22 protein-coding genes, 1 CRISPR repeat array and 1 riboswitch (1 of these 24 cut by a window edge) are annotated in these 25183 nt (G+C 58.9%); of the genes, 15 read left to right on the forward strand and 7 right to left on the reverse strand.

Annotation, left to right across the window (positions count from 1 at the left end; translation table 11 throughout):
- Positions 1 to 96 precede the first annotated feature (96 nt).
- Complete coding sequence (locus LQ231_RS23445; RefSeq protein WP_230175049.1) at positions 97 to 1086, forward strand: AraC family transcriptional regulator; 990 nt, start codon at positions 97 to 99, stop codon at positions 1084 to 1086.
- A gap of 251 nt (positions 1087 to 1337) precedes the next feature.
- Positions 1338 to 2156 (forward strand): N-acetyltransferase, encoded by an 819-nt coding sequence (locus LQ231_RS23450; RefSeq protein WP_230174338.1) that lies wholly within the window; start codon positions 1338 to 1340, stop codon positions 2154 to 2156.
- Positions 2157 to 2321: 165 nt separating this feature from the next.
- Here the strand turns inward: LQ231_RS23450 and LQ231_RS23455 are convergent, their stop codons facing one another.
- Complete coding sequence (locus LQ231_RS23455) at positions 2322 to 3233, reverse strand: LysR family transcriptional regulator (protein WP_230174340.1); 912 nt, start codon at positions 3231 to 3233, stop codon at positions 2322 to 2324.
- 98 nt (positions 3234 to 3331) lie between these two features.
- On the opposite strand from LQ231_RS23455, the gene LQ231_RS23460 reads away from it, so the two are divergent.
- From LQ231_RS23460 to LQ231_RS23470, 3 genes are all read left to right on the forward strand, one after another.
- The gene (locus LQ231_RS23460) at positions 3332 to 3661 is read left to right on the forward strand and encodes a nuclear transport factor 2 family protein (RefSeq protein ID WP_230174342.1); all 330 of its coding nucleotides are present in this window, start codon (positions 3332 to 3334) and stop codon (positions 3659 to 3661) included.
- Positions 3658 to 4446 (forward strand): SDR family oxidoreductase, encoded by a 789-nt coding sequence (locus LQ231_RS23465; RefSeq protein ID WP_230174343.1) that lies wholly within the window; start codon positions 3658 to 3660, stop codon positions 4444 to 4446. The genes LQ231_RS23460 and LQ231_RS23465 overlap by 4 nt, the downstream gene beginning before the upstream one ends.
- A 71-nt stretch (positions 4447 to 4517) precedes the next feature.
- Positions 4518 to 5537 (forward strand): zinc-binding dehydrogenase, encoded by a 1020-nt coding sequence (locus tag LQ231_RS23470; protein WP_230174344.1) that lies wholly within the window; start codon positions 4518 to 4520, stop codon positions 5535 to 5537.
- A 239-nt stretch (positions 5538 to 5776) separates the two neighbouring features.
- On the opposite strand, the gene fdhA is transcribed toward LQ231_RS23470, so the two are convergent.
- Both fdhA and nrdF read right to left on the reverse strand, forming a co-directional pair.
- Positions 5777 to 6967, reverse strand: coding sequence for a formaldehyde dehydrogenase, glutathione-independent (fdhA, locus tag LQ231_RS23475; protein WP_230174345.1), 1191 nt, complete (start codon positions 6965 to 6967; stop codon positions 5777 to 5779).
- 169 nt (positions 6968 to 7136) lie between these two features.
- A riboswitch (cobalamin riboswitch) is annotated at positions 7137 to 7339 on the reverse strand.
- 69 nt (positions 7340 to 7408) lie between these two features.
- A complete protein-coding gene (gene nrdF, locus LQ231_RS23480) occupies positions 7409 to 8362 on the reverse strand; it encodes a class 1b ribonucleoside-diphosphate reductase subunit beta (protein WP_230174346.1) in 954 nt (317 codons plus the stop codon).
- A 229-nt stretch (positions 8363 to 8591) separates the two neighbouring features.
- Here nrdF and LQ231_RS23485 point away from each other — a divergent pair, with 229 nt between their 5' ends.
- The 9 genes from LQ231_RS23485 (at position 8592) to LQ231_RS23525 (ending at position 20163) form a co-directional block, all read left to right on the forward strand.
- Positions 8592 to 9638, forward strand: a complete 1047-nt coding sequence (locus tag LQ231_RS23485; RefSeq protein WP_230174347.1) for an RNA polymerase subunit sigma-70 — start codon at positions 8592 to 8594, stop codon at positions 9636 to 9638.
- Positions 9639 to 9748: 110 nt separating this feature from the next.
- The gene (locus LQ231_RS23490) at positions 9749 to 10333 is read left to right on the forward strand and encodes a dihydrofolate reductase family protein (protein WP_230174348.1); all 585 of its coding nucleotides are present in this window, start codon (positions 9749 to 9751) and stop codon (positions 10331 to 10333) included.
- Between the two features lie 91 nt (positions 10334 to 10424).
- On the forward strand, positions 10425 to 11168 hold the full coding sequence (locus LQ231_RS23495; RefSeq protein ID WP_230174349.1) for a helix-turn-helix domain-containing protein: 744 nt from the start codon (positions 10425 to 10427) through the stop codon (positions 11166 to 11168).
- Positions 11169 to 11344: 176 nt separating this feature from the next.
- A complete protein-coding gene (locus LQ231_RS23500) occupies positions 11345 to 11722 on the forward strand; it encodes a hypothetical protein (RefSeq protein ID WP_230174350.1) in 378 nt (125 codons plus the stop codon).
- Positions 11719 to 12165 carry a hypothetical protein gene (locus LQ231_RS23505; RefSeq protein ID WP_230174351.1) on the forward strand — a complete coding sequence of 149 codons (447 nt, stop codon included), beginning with the start codon at positions 11719 to 11721 and terminating at the stop codon, positions 12163 to 12165. The genes LQ231_RS23500 and LQ231_RS23505 overlap by 4 nt, the downstream gene beginning before the upstream one ends.
- A gap of 183 nt (positions 12166 to 12348) precedes the next feature.
- Positions 12349 to 13443 (forward strand): tyrosine-type recombinase/integrase, encoded by a 1095-nt coding sequence (locus LQ231_RS23510; protein WP_230174352.1) that lies wholly within the window; start codon positions 12349 to 12351, stop codon positions 13441 to 13443.
- Positions 13444 to 13722: 279 nt separating this feature from the next.
- Entirely contained in the window at positions 13723 to 17130 is a 3408-nt protein-coding gene (gene hsdR, locus LQ231_RS23515) for a type I restriction-modification system endonuclease (RefSeq protein WP_230174353.1), read from the forward strand.
- Between the two features lie 79 nt (positions 17131 to 17209).
- Positions 17210 to 18745, forward strand: a complete 1536-nt coding sequence (locus tag LQ231_RS23520; protein ID WP_230174355.1) for an N-6 DNA methylase — start codon at positions 17210 to 17212, stop codon at positions 18743 to 18745.
- On the forward strand, positions 18742 to 20163 hold the full coding sequence (locus LQ231_RS23525) for a restriction endonuclease subunit S (protein WP_230174357.1): 1422 nt from the start codon (positions 18742 to 18744) through the stop codon (positions 20161 to 20163). The genes LQ231_RS23520 and LQ231_RS23525 overlap by 4 nt, the downstream gene beginning before the upstream one ends.
- Before the next feature lie 56 nt (positions 20164 to 20219).
- On the opposite strand, the gene LQ231_RS23530 is transcribed toward LQ231_RS23525, so the two are convergent.
- The 4 genes from LQ231_RS23530 to LQ231_RS23545 form a co-directional block, all read right to left on the reverse strand.
- Positions 20220 to 20855, reverse strand: a complete 636-nt coding sequence (locus LQ231_RS23530) for a hypothetical protein (RefSeq protein ID WP_230174358.1) — start codon at positions 20853 to 20855, stop codon at positions 20220 to 20222.
- 204 nt (positions 20856 to 21059) lie between these two features.
- Positions 21060 to 21791 carry a DUF1887 family CARF protein gene (locus LQ231_RS23535; RefSeq protein ID WP_230174359.1) on the reverse strand — a complete coding sequence of 244 codons (732 nt, stop codon included), beginning with the start codon at positions 21789 to 21791 and terminating at the stop codon, positions 21060 to 21062.
- A 4-nt stretch (positions 21792 to 21795) separates the two neighbouring features.
- Positions 21796 to 23715: a hypothetical protein gene (locus LQ231_RS23540; RefSeq protein ID WP_230174360.1), complete on the reverse strand. Its 1920-nt coding sequence runs from the start codon at positions 23713 to 23715 to the stop codon at positions 21796 to 21798.
- Positions 23716 to 23815: 100 nt separating this feature from the next.
- Complete coding sequence (locus tag LQ231_RS23545; RefSeq protein ID WP_230174361.1) at positions 23816 to 24268, reverse strand: phage regulatory CII family protein; 453 nt, start codon at positions 24266 to 24268, stop codon at positions 23816 to 23818.
- Positions 24269 to 24452: 184 nt separating this feature from the next.
- Between LQ231_RS23545 and LQ231_RS23550 the strand changes: the two genes are divergently transcribed.
- Positions 24453 to 24671: a hypothetical protein gene (locus LQ231_RS23550; protein WP_230174363.1), complete on the forward strand. Its 219-nt coding sequence runs from the start codon at positions 24453 to 24455 to the stop codon at positions 24669 to 24671.
- Between the two features lie 93 nt (positions 24672 to 24764).
- Positions 24765 to 25183: a CRISPR direct-repeat array (repeat unit 37 nt; unit sequence GTTTCAGTTCCCTACCATGCGGGATGAAACCGTTCAC) (it continues 118 nt past the right edge of the window).

Below are 25183 nucleotides of genomic sequence, written 5' to 3' on the forward strand. Positions count from 1 at the left end.
AACGGAAACCAGTGAGCGGGGAGCAAGATGATGCTGAAACGTGCAAACCGCTTTGCAATGCATCCGGGTTGGCGGCTTCTCATCCAGGACATGGGAATGGATCCCGTCGATGTTCTGTCTCACGCGGAACTGCCCGCCGATCTTTTCGCCGCGAAAGATGCGTGGCTTTCGCCGGCGGAATATTTTCGTCTGTGGCACGGTCTGGAGGCGAGCAGCAATGGCCGGAACGTCGCCGTCCTGCTTGGAAAGTCGATCTCCGTGGAGACATTCGATCCACCGATTTACGCGAGCTTCTGCAGTGCAAACTTCAATGTCGCGCTGCGGCGGCTTGCCGAATACAAACGGCTCATTGGCCCGCTTGTCGCGGATGTTTCCGTTGGATCTCAGGAAACAGCCGTCACGCTGACCTGCTATGGTTATGACAGGCTGCCGCCGCCTAGCTTCGCTATCACGGAAGCCGTGTTTCTGACCCAACTCGCCCGGATGGCGACGCGATCCGCCATCCGGCCACTGTCTTGCGAACTCGTGACATTGCCCGGGCATCAGGCCGAATGCGAGGCGTTTCTCGGCTGCAGCATCCGACAAGGGTCGACCAATACCATTCGCTTTTCCGCGGAAGACGCCGCTCGACCTTTCCTGAGCGAAAACCTCGCGATGCGGAGTTTTTTCGAACCCGGTCTTCGGGCCCGTCTGGCAACCCTTGACGGCGAGGCATCCATTTCCGAGCGGGTGCGTGCAGTGTTGTTGGACATGTTGCCGAGCGGAGCATCGTCCATCGACGAGGTCGCCAAGAGACTTGTGATGAGCACCCGATCTCTCCAGCGTCGGCTGACGCAAAGCAACCTGAACTACCGCGATGTTCTGAGCGATCTGCGGCGCGAACTTGCGTCCCACTACCTTCATCATTCGGATCTGTCTCCCGCAGAGATTTCCTACCTGCTGGGCTTTGACGATCCAAACTCGTTTCTAAGGTCTTTCAAGGAGTGGACCGGTCAAACCCCGGGCCGCTTCCGGTCAGAGTCGCGCGACGTCAATGAAGATGAAGTGCGGAACGTTCAGGGCCATAGGTCCAAAACGTCATTTTGACTGCAAGCGTTTCGGCATCCGCATGTGAGGTATTTTCAGGGGAGCACACCCGATATTTGCCGGCGGCGTCAGGATGACTGGCAACTAGCAAACAATGGCCGCTGATCACGCGCCATGTGGCCTCCCCAATATCGAAACTGAGATAACCGCATGTCCAGAAAGCCCAGCTTTCTGGGATCGGGATGCCCTTGTTCGGCGAGAGAAAGCTCGTCGACAAAAACTTCAACTGAGACTTCTATAGGAGAGAATGCATGGCTGAAAGTCACGGCGACAGTCTTTTGGGCGAGGCATTGGAAGCAAGCGCCTATATTGACCTGTTTCGGAATGCACCTGCGGAATTTGCTCAATCCACGTCGCTTGCGTTTCGCGCAATTGGCAGAGGATGCGCGATTTCTCTGCCTCCTGCGCCGACTTTGGTGCTCAATCGGATACAGGGGTTGCATGGGCTGGATGAACTTATGGAGGCCTATGGCTGGCTGGAGCGGGGAACGGGCACCCATTATCTCCAGATCAACCGTGAGCTTGCGTCTGCCGAGGTCCTTGAATGGCTCGATGCGAAGCGGCTGATCAAAGAAAATCCGAACTGGTCGAAGCTCATGTGGCGCGGCGATGCCGTGGATGAGCATCCGTCCGAAGATTTCCGCATCCGAGCAGCGACTGCTCAAGACGCTGACGTGTTCGGGTCAATAACCAGTCAGGGTTTCGGACTTCCTCCCGCCATTGGCCGGATATGGCAGGGCGTTGTCGGGACGGATTCCTGGATTTGCCTCATTGGCTACTGGAAGGATCAACCCGTTGCCGCCGGCGCTATGTTTGTCAACGATGGCTGCGCCTGGTTGGGCGTGGGTACAACGCTCCAGGAGCATCGCAACAAAGGTCTCCAGAAAGCTTTGATCAGTGCGCGTTTAGGGGCAGGTCTGCGGCGGGGCATCAAGACATTTTATACCGAGACCGTTCGCTTTGCGAACAACGTGGACGTGCCGAATGTCTCCTTGCAGAATCTTGAAAAGGTCGGTTTCCGTCGGGTCCACGAGCGCTCGAACTACCGCATTCCCCCATTTTCCGGATGAGTTTGGACAGGGGTCAAACGTTCCGACGAATGGGTTCAAGGCGAGGACGCCGGAAAGGTGTTTTGGTCGAGTTCATGCCGCCCACCAGCAATGACAGCTTTGCGTAACATGTCAGTTCGGACACCAGCCGCACATGACAAAAGCGGCGGACACGCACCAGCAGGCTTAGGGCTGTGCGAGCCGTCCGGCCGCGTAGTCGCGCGCGAGCGCAATGAAGGCCTGGAAGGCGGCGGAGGAATTGCGCCGATTGGAATAATAGAGGCACAGCGGCACGAGCGGCGGCGTCCAGTCTTCGAGAATGCGCACGAGCCGTCCCGCTGCGATGTCTTCGCGGACATCGGTTTCCATGAAATAGCCAATCCCCACGCCGTTCGCCACCGCGATCCGCGCCAGAGATGCTTCGTCAAGAGTGATCGGCCCCTCGACGTCGAGTTGCAGTTCTTCACCCTCCTTCTCGAACCGCCATCGGAACAATGCGCCATTGGGAAGCCGCCCGCGAACGCAGGGGTAAGAGAGCAGATCCTGCGGCACCTGGGGAATAGCCCTATTTGCGAAAAAGGCGGGAGATGCGGCAACCGCCATGCGCCGCATCTTACCCAGCGGTATGGCGATCGCGTCGCTGGGCACCAGATCCGCGCTGCGCACGCCCAGATCGAAGCCCGCCGCCACAACATCAACAAGCCGCCCCTCGGTGACGATGTCGATATGAACCTGCGGATAGAGCTGCAGATAGCTGAGAACCAGCGGTGCCATGATCTCGCGCGCGGCCGTCGCGAAGGCATTGATGCGTAAGATGCCGGACGGCGTCTCCTGTTGGGAGCGCGCCGTATTCATCGCTTTTTGGATGCCCTCGAGCGCAGGTTTGATCTGTGCGACGAAGATCCGCCCCGCATAGGTGAGCGAGACGCTGCGCGTGGTGCGATTGAATAAACGCACGTCAAGCTGCCGCTCGAGCTTGCCCACCGCGTTGCTGATGGCCGTGGTCGACATGCCGAGATCGAGCGCCGCCGCTCGAAACGAGCCGCAGCGAACGATGGCGAGAACCGCTTCAAGTTCGATCAGCGAATGCCGAGTCATTGTCCCGATTTCCGTAACACGTCATCGCACTTTATCTTGCTTATCAGGAGAAAAGTCCATCGCTAACTTAGCCTCATCACCACTGAGGAGAGATGACCATGTCAATGAACCTACCCAAGCCGATCGCCGACTATGTCGAGGCAAACGCCCGTCTCGATATCGACGGCATGATGAAGCCCTTCCTGGATGACGCCGTCTTCATCGACAACGGCAAGCGTTACGAGGGCCTGGCTGAGATCCGCAAGCTACTCAAGGACGAAGCGATCGCGGTAAAGGCGATCTTCACGCCCGACGCTGTTCGCGAAGAAGACGGTAATGTCGTGCTCGAAGGTCCCGCTCATGGAGACTTCCCGGGCAGCCCGATCCGCTTCACCTATCGCGTAACGCTGGCGAACGACGCCATCAAGAGCCTGGAGACTACAGTATGAGCATCCAGGCAGATTCCAAAGAGTTCGCTGGCAAGCGCGTGCTCGTCAGCGGCGGCACCAAGGGTCTGGGTCGCGCCACGGTCGAGCGTTTTCTCGCCGGCGGAGCCCGTGTTGTCACGGCCGCCCGCACGATCAAGGACCCGATCGCCGGCGTTGAATATGTCCAGGCAGACCTGACCACGGCAGAGGGCAGCGAAGCGGTCGCCAAGGCGGCGCTTGAGCGGCTGGGCGGCATCGACATCCTTGCCCATGTCATCGGTGGCTCGGGTTCGCCGGCGGGTGGCTTCGCCGCGCTGACGGATGATCACTGGCTCGCCGAACTGAACCTTAACCTGCTGGCGACCGTCCGGCTCGATCGCCTGTTGATCCCGCAGATGCTTGAGCGGAGCAAGGGCACTGTGGTGCACATCACCTCAATTCAGTCCGTCCTGCCGCTGCCTGAATCCACGACGGGCTACGCCGCCGCGAAGGCCGCGCTGAGAACCTACAGCAAGTCAATCTCGAAAGAGCTCGGTCCCAAGGGCGTGCGGGTCAACTCCGTCTCGCCTGGCTGGATCATGACCGAAGCCACCGGAGATTTTCTCGAAATGCTTCGCACTGCCAATGGCGGCACGATTGAGGATGCGCGGCAGTCCGTGCTCGATGCCTTGGGTGGGATCTCGATCGGGCGCGGCGCCGAGCCAGAAGAGGTGGCCGACCTCATCGCCTACCTCGCCTCCGACCGTGCTGCTGCGATCCACGGCGCCGAGTTTGTAATCGATGGCGGTACCATCAGCACGGTCTGAGGGTGCCTCCCGACACCCGTCCTCTTTTTAGGGAGGGCGGGTGTCTGTATGCGGCCGATGACAATCGATCGATGCCACCGCGCAGCACCAGACTCCCATTCCGGTTTGAAAGGAACACCATGTTCGCCGTCTTTGCAAAAGAAGCGAATCTCCACGACCCCCTTGCCTCTGTTGTCGTCGGCGAACGCCCTGATCCGGTCGTGAAAGAGGGCTGGGTGCGCGTGAAAGTGACACATGCCAGCCTAAACCGGCACGATATCTTCACCCTTCGCGGGATGACCTCCCAAGAGGAGCCGATCCCGTTCCCGATGATCCTGGGCAATGACGCGGCAGGATTGCTCGAAGACGGGACGTCCGTCGTGCTCTACCCGGTAATGGGGACAGATAGCTGGAGGGGCGACGAGACGATCGACCCTCACTGGCACGTTCTCAGCGAGCTTGTGCCCGGAACAATGGCTGACTATGTCGCGGTTCCGAAGCGCAACGCGGTGCCTATTCCTGAAGGTCTGTCCCCGCTCAATGCATCACTGCTTGGCACTGCCTGGCTCACGGCTTATCGCTCTCTCTTCACCAAATCACGACTGATCCCCGGCCAGACCCTTCTCGTGCAAGGGGCTTCGGGTGGTATGTCGACGGCGCTCATCCAGATGGGGCGGGCTGCTGGCTTCGAAGTGTGGGTCACGACCCGCAATGATGAAGGCGCAGCGATCGCCGAGCGGCTTGGTGCGAACCGGATATTCCGGCATGGTGACGTGCTTCCGCGCCGCGTTGACGCGGTCGTTGACAATATCGGTGCTGCGACATGGGCAGACAGCCTGAAAACTGTCAAACGGGGTGGCGTTTTGGTGATCAACGGCATCACGACTGGCCACACCGCCGAGACCGATCTGCTGCGCATCTTCGTCGAACAGATCGACATCCGCGGAACCATTATGGGTACACTCGAGGAAATGAAGGCCATGATGCAATTCGTCATCCGCAACAACATAACGCCCGAAGTCGGAGCGGTGGTGCCAATGACCGAAGCCCGCGAGGCTATCCGCGACATGATCGAAGGGCGCACCCGGGGGAAGACCGTGTTCACGCGATAACATGATTGATGAAGCTTACCGCTCTCGCTTGGGGCGCGGCGTTACAGTGAAATTCTGAAGCAAGGTCCGCTCTTTGCTTCGAGGTGCCCAAGCCAGACCACCGTCGTGAAGACTTTCGTACGCCGGCAGGCGCCCGAAACTCTTCACGAAAGCGGTCCTTCATTGGATGGCCAGACACACCCGCCAGAATGACGGGTGTTCAACATTGGCGTCACTACGAAGACATTGCCTTCGATAGACTACGCGACCTTTGCAAGATCACCATGCGGATCGAGGACGTATTTTGTCGCTGCCCCCTGATCGAAGCTCTCGTACCCCTGAACGGCGTCATCAAGCGGTATGATCTTGGCGTTGACGATGTCAGCGATCGGTAGCCGGTCGTGCAGGATCGCCTGCATCAGCTGCCGATTATATTTCAGGACTGGCGTTTGGCCCGTATGGAACGACTGTGCCTTTGCCCAACCAAGTCCGAAGCGAAGAGACAGGCTGCCCTGCTTGGCTGCTTCGTCGACAGCGCCAGGGTCCTCGGTGACGTAAAGACCGGGAATGCCGATCGAGCCAGCGGCGCGGGTGATCTCCATCATCTGGTTGAGGACGATGGCCGGCTGTTCGCCGCCGGCATGGCCGCGTGCTTCGAAGCCGACCGCATCGATCGCGCTGTCGACTTCGTTTGTGCCGACCACCTGCGCAATCATGTCGCCGAGACGATCGCTCATGGAAAGGTCGATGGGCTCGAAACCGACCTTGGCGGCGTGCGCGAGACGATCCTTGTTGAAATCGCCGATCATCACGACTGCCGCACCGAGGATACGTGCTGATGCAGCCGCAGCAAGACCGACCGGGCCGGCACCTGCGACATAAACCGTTGATCCCACGCCAACGCCCGCTTTGACTGCGCCGTGGAATCCGGTCGGCAAGATGTCTGAGAGCATCGTGAGGTCGCGAATTTTGGACATCGCTTTATCGCGATCCGGGAATTTCAGGAGATTGAAGTCGGCGTAGGGAATGGTGACGTAGCGCGCCTGGCCACCGATCCAGCCGCCCATGTCGACATAACCGTAGGCGCCACCAGCGCGTGACGGGTTAACGGTGAGGCAGACGCCGGTGTCCTGCGATTTGCAGCAGCGGCAGCGGCCGCATGCGACGTTGAATGGTACGGAAACGATGTCGCCGACCTCGAGCATCTCGACGTCGATTCCTTTTTCGATGACTTCGCCGGTGATTTCGTGGCCAAGGACGAGACCCGGCATCGCTGACGTTCGACCACGAACCATATGCTGGTCCGATCCGCAGATATTCGTCGAAATGACCTTGAGAATGACGCCATGCTCGATGCGGCGGCCATCGGGGGCCTCAAGCTTCGGATCGTCGATATCCCGGACTTCGACCTTGCCGGGTCGCAGATATACGACGCCTCGGTTCTTGCTCATTTTCATCTCCTCCATCGTTGCAACCAAACAGCGCCGCTCCTCCGCGACACGGTCCAGTCATTGAATTTCCCTGGAAGACACGAAACCCGGCTCCAGGGCATGGCGACCACAACGGAAATGGAGAGGTCAGGCGACACTGCCCATTGCCCCTCGATTGCCCGCCGCAATCGGTCTGCTCAACACTCAGGGCTGGATTCCGGACTTCGGAACTGTCTTTATGGGCTGCCCAACGCCTTCGCGGTGTTATCACCGGTGGCATTCGTCGGGTTTTTGTTCCGTTACCGTTGCGGGGACAGCGCCGGCATCACGCCGGCTTCCCAAATTATCCGCCACGAATTCTGTCGCGGCGGCACCGTGAGCGAGGTCTAAAAGATCACGGCTGTGACTTCGCCGCGCTTGGGAATGCGACATGTCTGGCGTGCGCGACGACATCCTGCCTATTCAGAAATCCCAATCTTCGTCTTCGGTCGCTACCGCTTTGCCAATGACGTAGGAAGACCCCGAGCCGGAGAAGAAATCATGGTTCTCGTCGGCATTCGGCGAGAGGGCAGACAGGATCGCCGGATTGACATTGCAGGCTTCCGGGGGGAACAGCGCCTCGTAGCCAAGGTTCATCAGCGCCTTGTTACCGTTGTAGTGCAGGAACTTCTTGACGTCTTCCGTCAGGCCGACGGCGTCATAAAGCGCCTCCGTGTACTTGGCCTCGTTGTCGTATAGCTCGAGCAGCGGATCGAAAGCGAAGTCTTTAATACTCTGCCGTTTCGCTTCGGGTAGGCGCTCGACGGCGCGCTGGAACTTGTAACCGATATAGTAGCCGTGCACCGCCTCGTCGCGGATGATGAGGCGGATCATGTCGGCGGTGTTGGTGAGCTTGGCGCGGCTCGACCAGTACATTGGCAGGTAGAAGCCGGAATAGAACAGGAAACTTTCGAGAAAGACCGAAGCCACCTTTTTCTTGAGCGGATCACCCGAGGCATATTGCTCCATGATCAGCGCCGATTTTCGCTGCAGGAACTCATTCTCTTCCGACCAGCGATAGGCGTCATCGACGTCGGGTGTCGAGCATAGCGTCGAGAAGATCGATGAATAGGAGCGTGCGTGAACGGCCTCCATGAACGAGATGTTCGACAGAACGGCTTCCTCGTGCTGGGTCGCAGCATCTTCCATCAGCCGCACGGAACCCTGACCATTCTGGATGGTGTCAAGCAGCGTCAGTCCGGTGAACACGCGGATGGTGAGTTTCTGCTCTTCGGGCTTCAACGTTGCCCAGGACGGGATGTCGTTCGACAGCGGCACCTTTTCCGGTAGCCAGAAGTTCCCCGTCAGCCGGTTCCAGACTTCGAGGTCCTTGTCGTCCTCGATGCGGTTCCAGTTAATGGCGCGGATAGGGCCCATGCAACCAGACTGAGTCGCCGTTCAGCCTGCGCTCCTCGAGCCGATCCCCCGCAAGCCGAATGGCCTCGCGCGCAGCGGTCGGGGAGGAACAGCATAGGAATTTGGCGGTGCAGGCAGATTGTACAAAAGCGCAAACCTGATCGGCTCGGTGCGCGGCCGCCCCTATTGAGATAGCTGAACTGTTGCATCGTCCCCCAAGCTCCCATAAGGTTAACCTAGGCGTGAAAGTGTGCCAACGCGCATTCGGTTGAAGATGCATGACTTCCCCCCGGTTCAATGCGAGCAAGACCTTCTCGGCAAAGCCTGTTCGGGCGATGAGCGTGCGTTCGGCTGTCTGATTTACCTGCATCGTCGCCAGATCTTTGGTCACTGCTACCGTATGCTCGGCTCGCCACATGACGCTGACGACGCACTTCAGGAAACCCTTCTCGCAGCTTGGCGCGGGCTTGCGACTTATGATGGGCGCGGCTCTTTCGCGGCGTGGCTCTACCGGATCGGGACCAATGTCTGCCTGCGATTGATTTCGAAACGCCCCAAGCGGCTTTTGTCGTCGGATCATGGGCCGGCAATTCAGTCAACTTCCGATCTTGGCACGCTGGTTCCGGGTCGCGTGTGGGTAGAGCCCTGTCCAGATCAGGACCTTTCCGACGAGGGTGATCCGTTCCACCATCTGGCTCGTCGTGAAACGGTGTCCCTGGCCTTTGTGGCGGCGCTGCAGCATCTTCCCGGGACGCAGCGCGCGGTCCTTCTGCTGCGCGATGTTCTGGAGTTTTCCGCAGCAGAGACTGCCGGGCTACTCGACTTGTCCGTGCCCGCAGTGACGAGCGCCCTGCAACGGGCGCGCGCCACCCTGCGTCAACGACGTCCACCCGACCCGAGCCGGGAGGAGCCTCTGCTTACTTCGGCCGACCGGCAGGGTGAATTGCTGAACGCCTTCGTCTCGGCTTGGGAACGCAGGGATGTCGGCGCGCTTGTCAGTTTGCTTGCCGAGGATGTCCGCTTCACCATGCCCCCGCTTCCGGCCTGGTTCGACGGCCGAGCCCAGGTTGCGCTGTTCTTCCGCGAGCGTGTCTTTGCAACGGATTGGCGGCTTCAACCGTTGCGCGCAAACGGGCAGGCGGGGTTTGCCTGCTACCTCAGGCCCGACGGTGCCCATCGGTACCAGATGGCGGCGATCCTGCTGACAGAGTTTCATGGTGACCGGATTGTGCATCTGCAGAGCTTCCTTGATCCGTCGCTGCATCGTCGCTTTGGGCTTCCGGAAGAAAACCTCTGATAATTTGGCAGGGGTCCGATTAGTTTTCGCGCGCGCCTGTCTCATTCCTGATGACGGGCCTCCAACAAGGGCCGCGTCACGATGCAACTTGGATGGAAAGGCGAAAATTCGTGGCCAAGCTTATATTTAGCAATCTCATGTCGCTTGACGGTTTCTGTGCGGGTCCGGGAGGCGATCTGAACGGACTTCCCATGGGGGCAGAGTTCGACCAGCACAATCGGGACCTGTTGCGCGGAGCGGGGACGCTTCTTTTCGGGCGTGTGACCTTTGACCTCCTGCGGTCCTTCTGGCCGGGCGTGTTAAAGGAAATCGCGCCCGATCCATTGCTGGCGGACATCGCCGGTCGACTTGCCAAGGCGCGCAAGAGCGTGGTCAGCAATCAGTTGACACTTGGCCCGACCGATAACTGGGGCGATGCCCGCATCATTAGCGGCGCCGAGGTCAATGCCCATGTCCGAGAACTGAAAGCTGCAACGGACAGCGATGTGGTGGCTTTCGGAAGCCGTCATCTGATGAACGCGTTGCTCGGGCAGGGTTTGGTCGATGGACTGCACGTTCTTGTTGGTAACACTGTGCTCGGCGAAGGCGAGCGGCTCTTTCTGGCCCCGCCGTGCGGCCGTTTGATCTTAGTTGATCATCGCCAGCTTCCGCAAAGCGAAACGGTACTGCTGCGCTATACCTGCAATCAGGCCTAGCCTTGCGCGCTTGCGCGGAAGATCCGGCAACCCGCACGCCGCTGAGTGGTGTCCGGTTGCCGGATGTCACCGAAAACGCTAACATCCGGGCATGGCCTTTGACTTCTTTAGACGCGTCTCTCCGCATCCATGGATCGACAGCGTCTGGCGGTTTTCCTTTCACGACGACGGCGTCTATCGGGCGACGCCCGACGGGTGCTGGCGGCTGTTCCTCCTACTGACGCCGGGTGCCACGCCAAGGGTCGTCAATGTCGGCCAGAGGGCCAGGCCGGTCGACGTGCCGCATCTTGCCGGTGAACAGGTGGTGGCCATCGCCTTTGCAGGTCATGTCCACTTTGTCGATGATCCCACCCCCCCAACAGGCGCTAGGGTCCGTTTCCTGCCGGTGCATGACGGGGGGTTCGACGCCAAGGGGCTGATGCTTCCGTTGCCGACCTTCGAAAACGCCGAAGCCATTGTCGCGGCGATGCAAAAGAAACGCGTGCTCAGGTCGAACGACCTGGTGGCCCAGGTGCTAAAAGGATCGACTGATCCAGCGCCCGATCGGACAGTGCAGCACAATTTCATGCGCACGACGGGAATCACTCAGACAGATTTCCGGTTGATTCGGCGGGCGCAGGAAGCCGTGCGCCGGCTGAAGGCCGGAGGCGCCGGCGCCGACGTCGCGGCCGAACTTGGCTATGCCGATCAGCCGCATATGATCAAGTCGATCAAGAAGATAATGGGCTGCCTTCCGTCAGACCTCGAAGCGGTCCACCCTCTCCGCCATAAAACTTCACATGTGATTGAAATTGTTGGATTTTCTCTGGGGCCGGTTTGCTGGCCCATCATTTAGCCCATCACGACATTCTCTCAGCATGCGACGATTTTTTCGGTACCTGCATGTTGCTGTTGCTGATTTGTTCGTGCTAGATGCACCCGTTAATTAAACGATAGGGCTCGGCGATAGCCGGGCAATGCGCAAGACGTGCTACCTACTTTGAATCCGCGATGCGGAGAAAGAGTGTAGCTATGGCTCGTGATGAGCAAGTGCGCCGCGCAACAGATCCCAATTCCCTCCGTAGCAACGGTTACGCCCGAGCCAAATCGACGCTGGTCGACATCGAGGGGGATTTTTTTCCTTCAGCAGAGGCGGCTGACCCGGAGCTGGCCGACCAGACGGCCGGCATTCGCCCACCTTCACCTGTGGCCAGCGCCTCGATTTCCTCCGATCAGTTTCTGACGGATCGAGACGTTGCCGAACGTTACAAGGTGAAGAAGCAAACGATTTGGCGGTGGGCTAAATCCTCTCGAACCTTCCCCAAACCCTTTAAGATCGAGGGGACCACTCGTTGGTCAAGCAAAGAGCTTGACGAGCATGACAGCAAAATCAAGGAGGCTCGTCGATGAGCCTCTCCCAGCCGAAGAGACGACGCAATCTGCAGAGTGTCCGGCTTGCCAAAGCCAACTGGCTCTATACGCCTGAAAAAGTCAGAGATCTGTACGGTATCGTGCCGAATACCCTTTCGAGATGGATAAAGGCCGGCCTTCAGCCCATTGAGCATCAGGGTAACAGGCTCTTCAAGGGAGAGGTCCTGAACGCGTTCCACAAGGGGCGGCGCGATGCTGCAAAGCGGCGTCTCGGTGAGTACGAGGCGTATTGTGTCGCATGCAAGTGCAAACATTCACTCCTCGACGATCCAATCTCCCTCGCGCCAATTGGCAAAGCGATGATGGTTGCTGTGGAATGCTCCCAGCAACACACTCGGGCACCGAGGATGATGTCGATGAGCCGTTTCGCGGCTCTGTGTGAGCTTCGAGGACACGATCCCAGAGCGGAGACTCCGGACTAATATGTATCGTGTACTCCCTCTGGGAAGGTGATTGAGCCCCATCCAACGCCCGTCTTTTTCGAGCTCCTATCTGGCGCGGTAAATCGCGCTGGATCCTCAGAAAATCCACTGACGGTGGCCGCAAATTCGCCTGGCTGTGCCTATTGCGTCCGAAGAAGTCACATACCTTTACTATGGAAGAATATGATGAATGATCTGAACGCATTCGCGATTCATGGGTATCAAGTCTATTTGCTTGAGGGCAAAGGTCGGAACGAGAAGACCGTAGACGCGATCCTGCGCCACATTTGGCAATTCACCGAGCTTTGTGGCAATGCTGACTTCCGGCATGTCGATATCGATCAGATCGTGCGCTACAAGACGAAGCTGCAGGCCATCGAAAATGATGGCGCAGGACTGTCTGCCTCAACCATAGTGCACGCGTTCGCGGATGTGCGTGGTTTCTTCAAATGGTTGCGAAAGCAGGCCGACTACACCGAGATCGCCGAGGACGTGCTGGAATATTTCACGGCGTCTAAGCAACTTGTTCAAATCGCGAATGCACCAACGGATAAGACTTATCCAACGCACGAGGATGTGCTCACTGTTGTGGCGGCGATGCCGGTCCAAACGTTTCTTGACCGTCGAAATCGTGCGCTCATTTCGTTTGCGTATCTGACAGGTGTCCGTGTCGGCGCACTTATCACTCTGCGGATCAAGCATGTTGATATTGAACGGCGAATGGTCAAGCAGAATGCCGCCGATCAGGTGGCGACCAAAAACAGCAAGACGATGCGGACCGCCTGGCTTCCCGTAGGAAAAATGTTTGAGCAAATCGTCATCGACTGGCTTGCGGAGATGACTTCGCTTTGCGCCGATCCGGAGACCCCGTTGTTTCCCCGCGGCGAGCGACACCTGTTTGGTCCACAAACACCGCAAGGCTGGGAGTTCCTCGTGAGCGATGATGCGGTTGTGAGGATCATGGCTGCCGCTGCAGCCGATGTGGGGGTGAGCCGCTTCACGCCCCATCGATTGCGCGATACGATTGTCAGCATGATCGACAAATGGGCCGTTACGCTGTCCGAGCAAAAGGCTCTCAGTCAGAACATGGGCCACGTCAGCATGCGCACCACATTCGAGCGCTATGGTCCGGTCAGCGAGGTGCAACAACACGACTTGATCGCGAACATGTGCCAGCGGGGTGAGGCGGAGATCGATTTTGATATTGTCCTAGCGTATGCGAACGCCGAAGATTTCAAACGAAAAGCGATCCGGCTGATGCTCTTGGGCGATCGGTGAAGAAATGCCGGCCAATCTTCTAATTGCCCTTCCGCAACGTGCTTAAGTTGCGGCCATCGTCATACCCTACTTCACGCCATGCGTTGGGGGGTACAACGAACGCGGGATAGTTCGAAAACTTGGTCTTGCCAGCGAAAAAGCTGACGGTCTTCAGCCGGAGCCATTGTCGCATTCGTCCACGGAACTGATACGGCAGCGGTAGACGTGCAACTCTGGTTTGCCTGCTCCCCTAACGTGTGGCATGTTCCCCCCTGAAGAGGTAAGCATCTGGGTGGGGAATTGTCGGTAAACTTCGACCATCTGCAGGAGATCAGCCCCGAGCTGCATCGCCTCGGCACGCTGGCCGAGCGCTTCTTTGCCGAGGATGCCAACACGTCCCTGATCAAGAGCCGTCAGTTCGGCGAATACATGGTCAAGGAGATTGCTGCTCTTTCAGGCGTCTATGACCCCGCCGCGCGCGAGACCACCAACGACCTCCTTCGACGGCTCAGCAGCCAGCAGGTGTTGCCGCGCGAGGTGGCCGACATCTTCCATGCGGTCCGCAAGAGTGGCAACGACGCGACCCACAATCTTGCCGGCTCACCCGCCGAGGCACTTGCAGCGCTAAAATTCTGCCGCGCACTCGGCGTCTGGTATCGCCGAACCTATGGGCGCGATCCGGGGTTCAAGCCGGGGCCGTTTGTCCCGCCCAAGGCCTCCGCTGATATCGACCAGGCGACCCAAGCGGAACTGGCAACGTTGCGCGCTCAGGTGCGCGAAGCCGAAGAGAAGCTGGCAGCCGCCCATGCTTCGGCGGAAGATCTCGCCAAGGCCCGCGCCGCTGCCGAAGAACTTGCCCGCCAGGCCTCTGCCGACAGCGCTGTCTGGGAGCAGACGGCCGTCGAGATGGAAGCGAACCAGGCAGCGCTCGCCCGCAAGCTGGCCGAGCTTCAGAAGGCGGCCGAAGCCCAGCCCGAGCAGTTGCAGATCGAGTTCAAGCAGGCGGGCCTGAAAGCTGCGAGCCGTCTGGAGCTCGACGAGCGCCAGACCCGGCGGCTGATCGACGTGCAGCTCGTTGATGCCGGATGGGAAGCCGACAGCGCCCGCCTGACCTATCAGAAAGGCGCCCGAGCGGAGAAAGGTCGCAACCTCGCCATCGCCGAATGGCCCTCCGAAGGTGGCCGGGCGGATTATGCCCTCTTTGTGGGGCTGACCTGCGTCGGCGTCATCGAGGCCAAGCGCGAAAGCGTCGATGTGCCGTCCACCCTGCAGCAGGCCGAGCGCTATGCTCGCACCATCGTGCTCGCCCCGGAAGAAGCGCATCCGCACGGTCCCTGGAAACACGGCCTGGATGAGCCCTTCCGCGTGCCCTTCGTCTTCGCCACCAATGGCCGACCCTATGTGCGCCAGTGGCTGACCAAGTCTGGTATCTGGTACCGCGATGTCAGGCGCGAGACGAACCACGCGATACCAATGACGAGCTGGTTCTCGCCCAAGGATCTTCTGGACAAGCTCGATACCGATGTAGACACCGCAGCCCAAGGTCTGGCCGAAGAAAGCTTCGGCAAAGGCCGGATGCGCCCATACCAGGACGAGGCAATCGCCGCGATCGAAAATGCCGTGGTCGCAGGCCAGCGTGACATCCTCGTCTCCATGGCGACCGGGACAGGCAAGACACGCACGGCGATTGCGCTGATGTATCGTCTCCTGAAGCACAAGCGCTTCCGCCGCATTCTATTCCTCGTCGACCGCAAGGCGCTCGGCCGGCAGACAAGCGATGCCCTGGAAACCACCGAGATCGAGGGCATGCTGAACTTCGCCCAGATCTACAAGGTCGCGGGGCTGGAGCAGAAGCTGCCCGAGGATGAGGACCAGGTGCAGGTCGCGACCGTCCAATCGCTGATCGCGCGCATCCTCAACGAGCCCGATCCCGCCAAGCGCCCCACGCCCGGCACCTTCGACTGCATCATCGTGGACGAAGCCCATCGCGGCTACACGCTGGATGCGGAGCTCCGCGAAAGCGATATCGGATTCCGCAACATCGATGACTACCAGTCGGCCTACCGCCAGATCCTTGATCACTTCGATGCCGTGAAGGTGGCGCTGACGGCGACGCCTGCACTTCATACCCGCGAGATCTTCGGCCACCCGGTCTTCCACTATGGCTACCGCCAGGCCGTGGTTGAAGGCTATCTCAACGATCACCTCCCGCCCAGGCGCATTACGACCGCTCTGTCGGAAGCCGGCATTCATTTCGAAGGCGGCGAGGAAGTCGAGATCATCGACCGCAAGACGGGACAGATCGATCTCTTCGAACTGCCGGACGAAGTATCGCTCGATTACGACCTCGCCGACTTCAACAAGCGGGTCTATTCCGAAGCCTTCAACCGCATCGTCTGCCGCGCGATCGCCACGGAAATTCCGCCGTCGAAGCCTGGCAAGACGCTGATCTTCGCCGCGCGCGATGCCCATGCGGATGACATCGTGCGGCTTTTGGTGGAGGAGCTGCAGGAGGAATACGGCAAGGAAAACGTTCCGCATGGCATGGTCGTGAAGATCACCGGCACGGTCGACAAGGCCGACGACCTGATCCTGAAGTTCAAGAACGACCCCTACCCGAAATACGTCGTCACCGTGGATCTGCTGACCACCGGCGTTGATGTGCCCTCGATCTGCAATCTCGTCTTCGTCCGCAGGGTCAAGAGCCGCATCCTCTACGACCAGATGATCGGTCGCGCCACGCGGCTTTGCCCCGATATCGGCAAGGAGCATTTCCGCATCTTTGACGCCGTCGATCTCTATGCCGAACTGCAGGAGATGAGCGACATGCGCCCGGTTGTCGTCAAACCGGATATCGCGCTTGGCCAGCTCGTCACGGATCTGCAAAAGGCGGAAACGGAGGAGGACAAAAGCTGGGTCGCAGCCCAGGTCATCGTGCGCATGCGCGCCATGATCAAGCGCATGGATACCGAGACCCGCGAAAGCTTCGAGCGCCATACGGGAGAAAGCCCGGACATGGCGCTACACCGGCTGTCTACCCGCTCCGGTGCCGAGTTGCAGGATTGGCTGGCCAGCCATCCCCGCGCCGTCGAGCTTCTGGAGCGCCGGCCGCTGCGCACTGACAGGAATGATGGTGTCGTCATCTCCACCCATGAGGACGAGCTGCTGCGCATCGAGGAGATCTTTGGTAAGAACACGACGCCGGAGGATTACATCACCGGCTTCGAACGCTTCGTCCGCGAGAACATGAACCAGGTCCCGGCGCTGATTGCCGTTACCCAGCGCCCGCGCGATCTCACCCGCAAGGAACTGTCGCAACTCGCAGGCCTGCTCGACGAGAAGAACTATTCCGAAGCCATGCTGCGCGCCGCTTACGGCCGTGCCCGCAATGCCGATATCGCTGCCCATATCATCGGCTTCGTTCGCCAGGCAGCGCTGGGCGATCCGCTCATTCCCTATGCCACCCGCGTCGACAAGGCGATCGTGAAGATCGAAGCCTCCCGTCCCTGGACGCAAAGGCAGAAGGAGTGGCTGCGCCGGATCGGTCGTGCCCTGAAGGACAAGCCGGTGGCGGATCCGACCCTGCTCGACCAGGGCGCCTTTGCCGACAAGGGCGGCTTCAAACGCATTTCGCAGGAGTTTGATGGAGACCTCGACGAGGTGCTGCACGCCTTCAACGAGGCGATCTGGGCGCCGCCCGCCGCCTGAGCCCTCAGGCCGTCGTTGACCATCGACTGCTGATCGCTACAACCGCAATCACGATCCCGGATCAGATGAGAATCATGCCATGAATGCCAATGCCATCGTCCAAAAACTCTGGCGCCTCTGCACGGTCCTGCGCAAGGACGGCATCACCTATCAGCAATATGTCACCGAGCTGACCTATCTGCTGTTCTTGAAGATGATGGCCGAGCGGAACCGCGAGACGGGCAGCCTGCCCAAGGGCATGCGCTGGACGGATCTGGTCGCGGAGAATGGCCTGCGCAAACTTGAACATTACCGCAAGGTTCTCGTCACCCTCGGCGCCGCCAGCACGAAGCTGGGACAGGACGACGCTCTCGTGCTGCCTCCCGGCGAAGGTGCCAGTCCGGAAGAGCGCAAGCGTTATGCCGATGCCCGTCCGCTGCCGGAGATGGTGCAGAAGATCTTCGACAACGCTTCCACCTTCCTGCGCGAACCGCAGAATCTGACGACGCTGGTCACCGCCATCGATGAGCTTGACTGGTTCTCCGAAGAGCGCGACCAGTTTGGTGATCTCTATGAAGGCCTGTTGCAGAAGAATGCGGAGGAAACCAAGCGCGGCGCCGGGCAGTATTTTACCCCCCGAGTGTTGATCGAGCTTCTGGTCCGCCTCATGCAGCCGAAGCCCGGCGAAGTCATCCAGGATCCCGCCTCCGGCACGGGCGGCTTCCTGATTGCCGCCGATCGCTACATGAAGGCGACAACCGACGATTATCTAGCGCTGGGCGAGAAGGAACAGGATTTTCAGAAGCGTCGCGCCATCCACGGCATGGAAAACGTGCCCGGTACGCTGCGCATGCTGCTGATGAACCTCTATCTGCACGACATCGACGGCGACTATGTCGATCTCGGCGACACGCTGTCTGACAAAGGCAAGGGGCTCGGCCGCGCCGATCTCATCCTCACCAATCCGCCCTTCGGCCCGGCGGGCGGCGCCCCGACCCGCGATGACCTCTGCGTCACGGCGAGCGTCTCCTCCTACCAGCTTCCCTTCGTCGAACACTGCATCCGCGCGCTTCAGCCCGGCGGCCGCGCGGCGATCGTCGTGCCCGACAATGTGTTGTTCGACGACGGGCGCGGCAAGGAACTGCGCCGGATGATGATGGACTGGTGCGACCTGCACACCATCCTGCGCCTGCCGACCGGGATCTTCTACGCCCAGGGCGTCAAGACCAATGTCATCTTCCTGACGAGGGCCAAGACCGAGACCGGCAACACCAAATCCGTCTGGATCTATGACCTGCGGGCCCAGATGCCTAAATTCGGCAAGACCACGCCACTGACGGAAGCCCATTTCGAAGGCTTCGAACAGGCCTTCGGCAAGGATCCCTATGGCAAGGAGCGCGGCCCCGATGAAGGCGAAACCGGCCGCTGGCGCATGTTCACCCGCGAGGCCATCGCCGCCCGTGGCGACAATCTCGATATCGCCTGGCTGCGCGAGGCAGAGGAAGAAGCGGAAGAAGGCCTTATCGAACCCGACGACATCGCCGCCGCCATCCTCGGCCATCTTCAGGCCGCGACGCTGGAGATCGATGCGCTGATGGCGGAGCTGGACGATGAACTGCCGGAGGCGGCGGAATGAGCGAGCTGCCGAGGGGGTGGGTTGAGGCTGAAGTGCGGGAAGTAGTCCAGCCCACGGAAAGCTGCGATCCGACTAAAGAGGGCGACCTCGAGTTTCAGTACGTCGACATCGGCTCGATTAACAATAAAACCTTCTCAATTGAAAACCCTAAGACAATCGTTGGCCGTGACGCGCCGTCCAGGGCGAAACGGAGAATCCGGCGCGGAGATGTCTTGTTCTCGACCGTCAGGACGTATCTGAAGAACATCGCTTTGGTGCCCGATGAGTTGGACGGCGAAATCACTTCAACTGGCATTGCGGTGCTGCGGCCCTCGCAAGCAGTTCTATCAGATTTTTTGTTCGCCCTTGTTCGATCGGAAGGGTTCATCCGTCCACTTAGCCTGAAGCAGGACGGGACTCTCTATCCAGCAATTACAGACAGCGATCTGCTCAACCACACTGTTCCCCTCCCACCCCTAGCCGAGCAAAAGCGCATCGTGGCCAAGCTGGATGCGCTGAACGCGAAATCCGCCCGCGCCCGCACCGAACTCGCCCGCATCGAAACCCTCGTCTCCCGCTACAAGCAGGCCGTGCTCAGCAAGGCGTTCAGCGGGGAGTTGACGCGGGAGTGGCGCTATCTCGCGGGAGGTTTGGCCCCAGTCAGGCCGCGGCAGGCACAGCAGATGAAGCCTGCGTACCGGTTATCCCTGGAGCAATCATTTGATGCGCCTTACGATCTGCCGACGTCATGGGAATGGTTAACCTTCCCGTCAATAGGAGATTTAGACCGGGGCAAATCGAAGCACCGTCCACGCAACGATCCCAGACTATACGATGGCCCATTCCCATTCATTCAAACCGGAGATGTCCGAGCCGCCGATCAGTATGTCCGTGAACATTCTCAGGCTTATAGCGAGTTCGGCCTCAAGCAAAGCAAGCTCTGGCCGCCTGAGACGCTTTGCATCACCATCGCAGCCAATATCGCTGAGACTGCCTTGCTGAGCTACCCCGCCTGTTTCCCGGATAGTGTGGTCGGCTTCTCCGGTGATGAAGACAAGATGCTGCCCAAATACGCAGAATTCTTTCTAAGGACAGCGAAGGAGCGGATTTCTCAGTTCGCCCCAGCCACCGCTCAGAAGAACATCAACCTCGAAATCCTGGCCGCAGTTCGCTTACCTGTTGCGCCCCTTGAAGAACAACACGAAATCGTCCGCCGCATCGAATCCGCCTTCGCCAAAATCGACCGGCTGGCAAAAGAGGCAAAGCGCGCGCTGGGCCTGGTGGGCAGGCTGGACGAGGCGATCCTGGCCAAAGCCTTTCGCGGCGAACTGGTCCCCCAGGACGAAGATGACGAACCCGCCGAACACCTGCTCGCCCGCATCCGCGCCGAGCGCGAGGCGGCGCCGAAGGCCAAACGCGGGCGGGGAAGGGCGGCGTGATGGCTTATGGGGCGTGAGCTGACAGACCGTTGAAATCCTGTTCGTCCCAGATCCGTTCAGTTCGGTGCCGGAGGCAAGTGAAGTTGCGGGGCATAGCCCGCTGCCAGGATAGCGACGGTGAACTTCGGCGTCAGAACCTCTACGGTTGTATCCGGATCCAAGGCAAGTGACGGCCCATACCCGTGATGGCTCCAGGGAAGGGCCCTCCCGCCATGCCAGAGGTAGGCCAGATCCGGCTGATCGGCCAAGGCAAAAAAGCAGGCAGCCGGCAAGTCGAGAAGGCGCGCCCGAAAGGTCTTCTTGGCCTTTCCCTCCAGCCGGTCTGCATGCAGTCTCGCGTCGATCTGGCCGGCCTTCACGGCGTTGTCGTCGCCATCTCCCGTCGCCGCGACAAATGCGCGCTTGAACGCCTTGTAATCGGCATTGCGACATTCCGCGCATGGGCGGTGGCCCGCTGCAAGCGCAACAGCCTCGTCCCAGAAAAAGAGGGGCGTGTAGTGATCCTGTGCGTCGAACGTCACGCGCTTTCCTGTCTTCGAGACCAGGGTGCAGCAGATCCAGTTCTTGTGCGCATGGGTCTTGCGAACCTGTCCAGCCGCGTCGACCAAAATCCTGCGGTTGCCCATGAAGGACCCTTTCGCATCTGAAAATTCAATGTTTCCGAACGGCGAGATCCTGTTTCTGCGGCTCATGAGAATTCCCCTGATCTTGCAACCCACCCACCTTGTTATTCCGGGCACGGCGAACGCCGCAAGTCGCGTCAGCGCAGCAATTTTGGGCTGGTGAGCGTAGGTCGAGGAAAGTCCCTCAATGCGGTGGTTGCATCGGAGGGGAATGAGCGCGCAGCCAAGGCTGGAAGGCCCTGTGATGTGCAGAGGCAGGATCGACTCTGACCTTCAAGCGTGCGGCTGATCCGCAAATAAGCGCTGAACTTCCCTGACAAGCACGGGCCAGGAGAGTTTCTCAGCGCTGAGAATGTGAACGCCGAGGGCTGCGCCTTTGCCATGCAGGGGTTCAAAGCGAACCCCACCGCGCGCTTCATCAATGAGATCTGTCGTTACCGCGAGAGCTACAAGCGCATCTGAGCGCGCGAAATGGTCCGCAAGATTATCGGCTTCATGCAGAGCATCCATCAGGCGCTCGCGTGTTCGCACATCATTTCCTTCAAGCCTTAGCTTCAATGCCTTGCAGGAACAGAAGAACAATTTTTCGCCGAAGCGAGCAAGCACATCCACTTCATTCTCACCCCGAAAGCCGGCTGCCTCCCACGCAATTTTTTGGCCACAGAAAACTTCATCGGCCCTCGCTTCGAACACGGCCGAGGCAACATATTCCTCAAGCCAGCCTCCGGAGAGATATTTCCGGGCCTCTCCATTCGCTGCTCGCCAGACACCCGACTCGATATGTGCAACACCGAAATCTTCCATTGTCACCAGGAAAGCTTTTGCCACGGAGGTGAGATGAAGCTCTCCCCGCCCGAGCAGTCCGTCACGGATTGGTTCGAACTCTGCGTACGACGAAGCTATGCGGCGTGAGAGGTAGAGGCGCCGGCTGAGACGCCCTGGTTCGGTTGCGCCGGGCAGCAAATAGGCACCACGAGCCTTCAGCAGTTCCATGATCGTCGGCATTCGGTCAGACGCCCCTTAGAGCAAAAGCAGAGGCAGCGGCCATAAGCGCTCCTAAGGCCACGAGGAATATCGAGAATTTTTGTACAGCGTCCAGAGCGTGCAACTGTCTGCGGCCGGATCGGGGCCACAGCCAAACTAGGCCAACGCCGCCCGTGAAAAATGTAACTGTTCCAGCTACACCGACATGGACGGGTGCCAGCTTCTTGAAGCTTTTCCATCCCTCTCCTGGGGTCATTGGCCCCCATATGCCACTGTCAAAAAATAGGTTCATTCCCAAAAGGCCGATTATCGTGCCGATCAGGACCGCGATTGCACCAACGACAGCCAGCTTTTCTCCCGCATTGCTGGTGCGTCTGTCGGCACGCGCCTGTAGGTAGTCATTGGCAACTGAAACCTCCGACTCGACGTCCTGAAACAGCCCCTGCGCTCGCAAATGCTTGCGCCACAGATCGTAAAGTTCCGCGCCCTGTAGCTGGTTTGTCACCCCCGTAAAGCGGAAGCGGTGGATGAACAGCAGGAACTGCTCTTGGATCGCGGCCATGGCGTGTTCGAATTTTTCCTCTGATTGCACTGCAACTTCATTGCCGAAGCGCTGGACAGCGCGGGAGATCTGACCGGAAAAGCCGAGTAGACTTGCCACCTCCATATGCGCCATCAGGGCCATCTGGAAATAGTGGCGCTTCATATGCGTTGACAGGATACCTGCAAAGTTACCTCCGGACACTGCGACGAAACTGTACCCGCACACCATCATCCGCGTTCCGGTGGAAAAAAAGCGATCGTAGCAATGGTCCTTTTCGAAGTTTTCAACGAAGGCTTCGTCGTACGGGAATCTGTCGGCGCCGCTAGAATCGGCAAAGCACAAGCGAATGAAATCGCCGCGGTTGATCTGCTCAAATCGCGAACTGCCACCTGCCATGTCGGTTACGTCGACCATGGCGAGCGTCGGCATCCGCTCATCCACGACGTGATGCCAGCGGGCGCAGGCACTGAGATCTCCCTCCTGCGTAACAACGGCATGTTTAGGACGACATGCGTCATCATAAGGTGCGAGCGCCATCTCCCTCGGCAGCAGGGCACGCCAGTGCCGGAATATCGGAGGGTAGCGTTGCCCTCTCGACAACTCATTTCCAACAAAATCATCCACCTGGGTGACGTCACCTGCCAGGTCGTAGCAGTGATAGGTTCCGTCGAGCCGGTGAAGGATCTGACGATCTTCCCCAAGCCACTCAACCCGCTTGACTACAAGCGGCCCCTGGCAACGAAACGCTCCGTTGTTGAGAAAATAGGGCGCGTAAAGCCGTCGTACGCAATCATGGAAATTCTGAAATTCAGCCAAGGACCAGCCGCAGCTGGACGCTTCACCGATCTGGGGTATCACCATGTCCATTGTAAAAAGCGCTACGCCCGTGCGGAAAATGTAGAGGTTGACGCGCTCAACTTCGACAGTCTTCTCGACTTGCCCGCTCCCGACCTGAAAGACGATCTTTGCCGCACGCACATCGCTGCGCCGAAACAGTCGAAATGGCGCGAGCTTGTCTTTGCTTTCATGCTGTCGATAGAGAAATGCCTGGACAAATTCGTGAAAGTAAACCGCTTCCGCGTATGCCTCATTTTCCCAGGCAGTCAACCGCGCTGCATACGCCGCTTCGGCTTCTTTTGAGCTTTCCTTTGGCCGTTCCGGACGTGGGTAGTGGCACAGTGGATCGATCACAGGCTCCCACATATGGGTGCGAGAGTGCCCGTTTGCCGCTTCGTAGGCGTCTCGAATGTCGTTGGCGATTCCGTCTGACGTGTAGTCGACCACGGACGATCGCTCGGGCGGGTCATGCAGATGGAGCGTCAGTGGCCATATCAGTGTCACTCTTCCGCTTTTGAGTTGAATATCTTCGGCCCGTGCATTGCCGTATTGGCGCATGGTCATCTGTGGCAGGTCCTATTGCATGGCAAGATCTTGGAAAACTCATGGAGCACGAGAAGATCACCCGCCAGCAAAAGCACTGGCCGGAATTGTTGATCGAGCATCATCTTGTCAAGTTGCGAACATGTTCGCGCAGAGAGACAAGCGCCCTTTCTGCAACCTCGATTTCTTTCTGGATAGATAAAGCGTCACGGTGGTCTATGCGCTTGTCTTGAAGCGCCTCGTCTACGGCCTCCAGCACATCGGCGGTCTCTATCAGGATGCGGTGCGTTGCCCTGACAACGCTATCCTCAGGGTTTTCAAGCGGATCTTTGATGCGTTCAACAGCTGTAAAGCTGCTGTCCCGTAGCAGGTAGGCCACCAGGCGCGCATCTGGAACCGCTGCGATGAGCTTGGAAATCTCATCGGCTGAAAAAAGCGTACGACCACTGATGCGCGCATGAAACGCATCGTAGCCCAGCCCAATCTCTGCCGCAGCCGTGGCAACTGTCAGTTTCCTCTCCACAACCAGGACTTGATAGACGAGTTGCGCAAAGCTTTTGCCGCGATCCAGCATATTTACCCCTGAAGACAGTCCTAAGCGGCAACAGAGCGGAATTTTAAAGCTCTCGCAAGACGTAAATCAGGTTTCCTCGTCCCGATTTGGCGTAGGTCACAAGATGTCTACAAAACGTTCTTGCTGTCTTGCGCGCCCTGTCCCGCGGGGCGGGGTATGATCGCCGTCAACTGGAGATCTCACCGTGGTCATTTTTATTCTATTGTTACTGTTTTTACTGATCGGCCTGTCGGAAATCGGGCTCGCTATCGTGCCTGTCATGCTTCTGACTGGCGCAGTCCTGACAGGGATTGTCGCGTTTTTTGGAATGCTGGCCGGGGTTGAAGGGAGCGCGCAGGTTTTCCTTGTCTGTTTGGCTGCGGTGGCTCTGACCATTGGTATTGTTGTTCTCATCAAAAAATAACAATCCCGATATGGGTATCGCAAGCTGTTCCAAGGGCTGGAATTCAGACCCTAACTCCGATTTCCCGGCAATCACGATTCAGACAAACGCGCTCACCCAGCTCGTTTCCAAGCGGGATGAGACCATTCACAGCACAGCCGAAGCAGAAGCCGAACGCCTGCGGGTTTCAGTTCCCTACCATGCGGGATGAAACCGTTCACAGTACAACCTGACGTTCACCTGCGATTCGCAGTTTCAGTTCCCTACCATGCGGGATGAAACCATTCACCGCGTCTCTCGCGGTATGGCTCTGGGTGGTCTCCATGTTTCAGTTCCCTACCATGCGGGATGAAACCGTTCACCCTCCTCGCCATGAAGGCTCGTGCAACGCGCCCGAGTTTCAGTTCCCTACCATGCGGGATGAAACCGTTCACACTATATTGGATTGAACAATCAGGAATTCCTGTTTCAGTTCCCTACCATGCGGGATGAAACCGTTCACCGTACTTGCCGCTTCAGGCATTGAACGTGCA

The sequence above is a fragment of the Rhizobium sp. CECT 9324 genome (genome assembly GCF_918741265.1).
Classification (GTDB): domain Bacteria; phylum Pseudomonadota; class Alphaproteobacteria; order Rhizobiales; family Rhizobiaceae; genus Allorhizobium.

Bases quoted from the DNA above. Each gene is read 5' to 3' on its own strand.
- LQ231_RS23445 (WP_230175049.1), top strand. From the start codon at position 97: ATGGATCCCGTCGATGTTCTGTCTCACGCGGAACTGCCCGCCGATCTT.
- LQ231_RS23450 (WP_230174338.1), top strand. From the start codon at position 1,338: ATGGCTGAAAGTCACGGCGACAGTCTTTTGGGCGAGGCATTGGAAGCA.
- LQ231_RS23455 (WP_230174340.1), bottom strand. From the start codon at position 3,233: ATGACTCGGCATTCGCTGATCGAACTTGAAGCGGTTCTCGCCATCGTT.
- LQ231_RS23460 (WP_230174342.1), top strand. From the start codon at position 3,332: ATGTCAATGAACCTACCCAAGCCGATCGCCGACTATGTCGAGGCAAAC.
- LQ231_RS23465 (WP_230174343.1), top strand. From the start codon at position 3,658: ATGAGCATCCAGGCAGATTCCAAAGAGTTCGCTGGCAAGCGCGTGCTC.
- LQ231_RS23470 (WP_230174344.1), top strand. From the start codon at position 4,518: ATGCCACCGCGCAGCACCAGACTCCCATTCCGGTTTGAAAGGAACACC.
- fdhA (WP_230174345.1), bottom strand. From the start codon at position 6,967: ATGAGCAAGAACCGAGGCGTCGTATATCTGCGACCCGGCAAGGTCGAA.
- nrdF (WP_230174346.1), bottom strand. From the start codon at position 8,362: ATGGGCCCTATCCGCGCCATTAACTGGAACCGCATCGAGGACGACAAG.
- LQ231_RS23495 (WP_230174349.1), top strand. From the start codon at position 10,425: ATGGCCTTTGACTTCTTTAGACGCGTCTCTCCGCATCCATGGATCGAC.
- LQ231_RS23500 (WP_230174350.1), top strand. From the start codon at position 11,345: ATGGCTCGTGATGAGCAAGTGCGCCGCGCAACAGATCCCAATTCCCTC.
- LQ231_RS23505 (WP_230174351.1), top strand. From the start codon at position 11,719: ATGAGCCTCTCCCAGCCGAAGAGACGACGCAATCTGCAGAGTGTCCGG.
- LQ231_RS23510 (WP_230174352.1), top strand. From the start codon at position 12,349: ATGATGAATGATCTGAACGCATTCGCGATTCATGGGTATCAAGTCTAT.
- LQ231_RS23520 (WP_230174355.1), top strand. From the start codon at position 17,210: ATGAATGCCAATGCCATCGTCCAAAAACTCTGGCGCCTCTGCACGGTC.
- LQ231_RS23525 (WP_230174357.1), top strand. From the start codon at position 18,742: ATGAGCGAGCTGCCGAGGGGGTGGGTTGAGGCTGAAGTGCGGGAAGTA.
- LQ231_RS23530 (WP_230174358.1), bottom strand. From the start codon at position 20,855: ATGAGCCGCAGAAACAGGATCTCGCCGTTCGGAAACATTGAATTTTCA.
- LQ231_RS23535 (WP_230174359.1), bottom strand. From the start codon at position 21,791: ATGCCGACGATCATGGAACTGCTGAAGGCTCGTGGTGCCTATTTGCTG.
- LQ231_RS23540 (WP_230174360.1), bottom strand. From the start codon at position 23,715: ATGACCATGCGCCAATACGGCAATGCACGGGCCGAAGATATTCAACTC.
- LQ231_RS23545 (WP_230174361.1), bottom strand. From the start codon at position 24,268: ATGCTGGATCGCGGCAAAAGCTTTGCGCAACTCGTCTATCAAGTCCTG.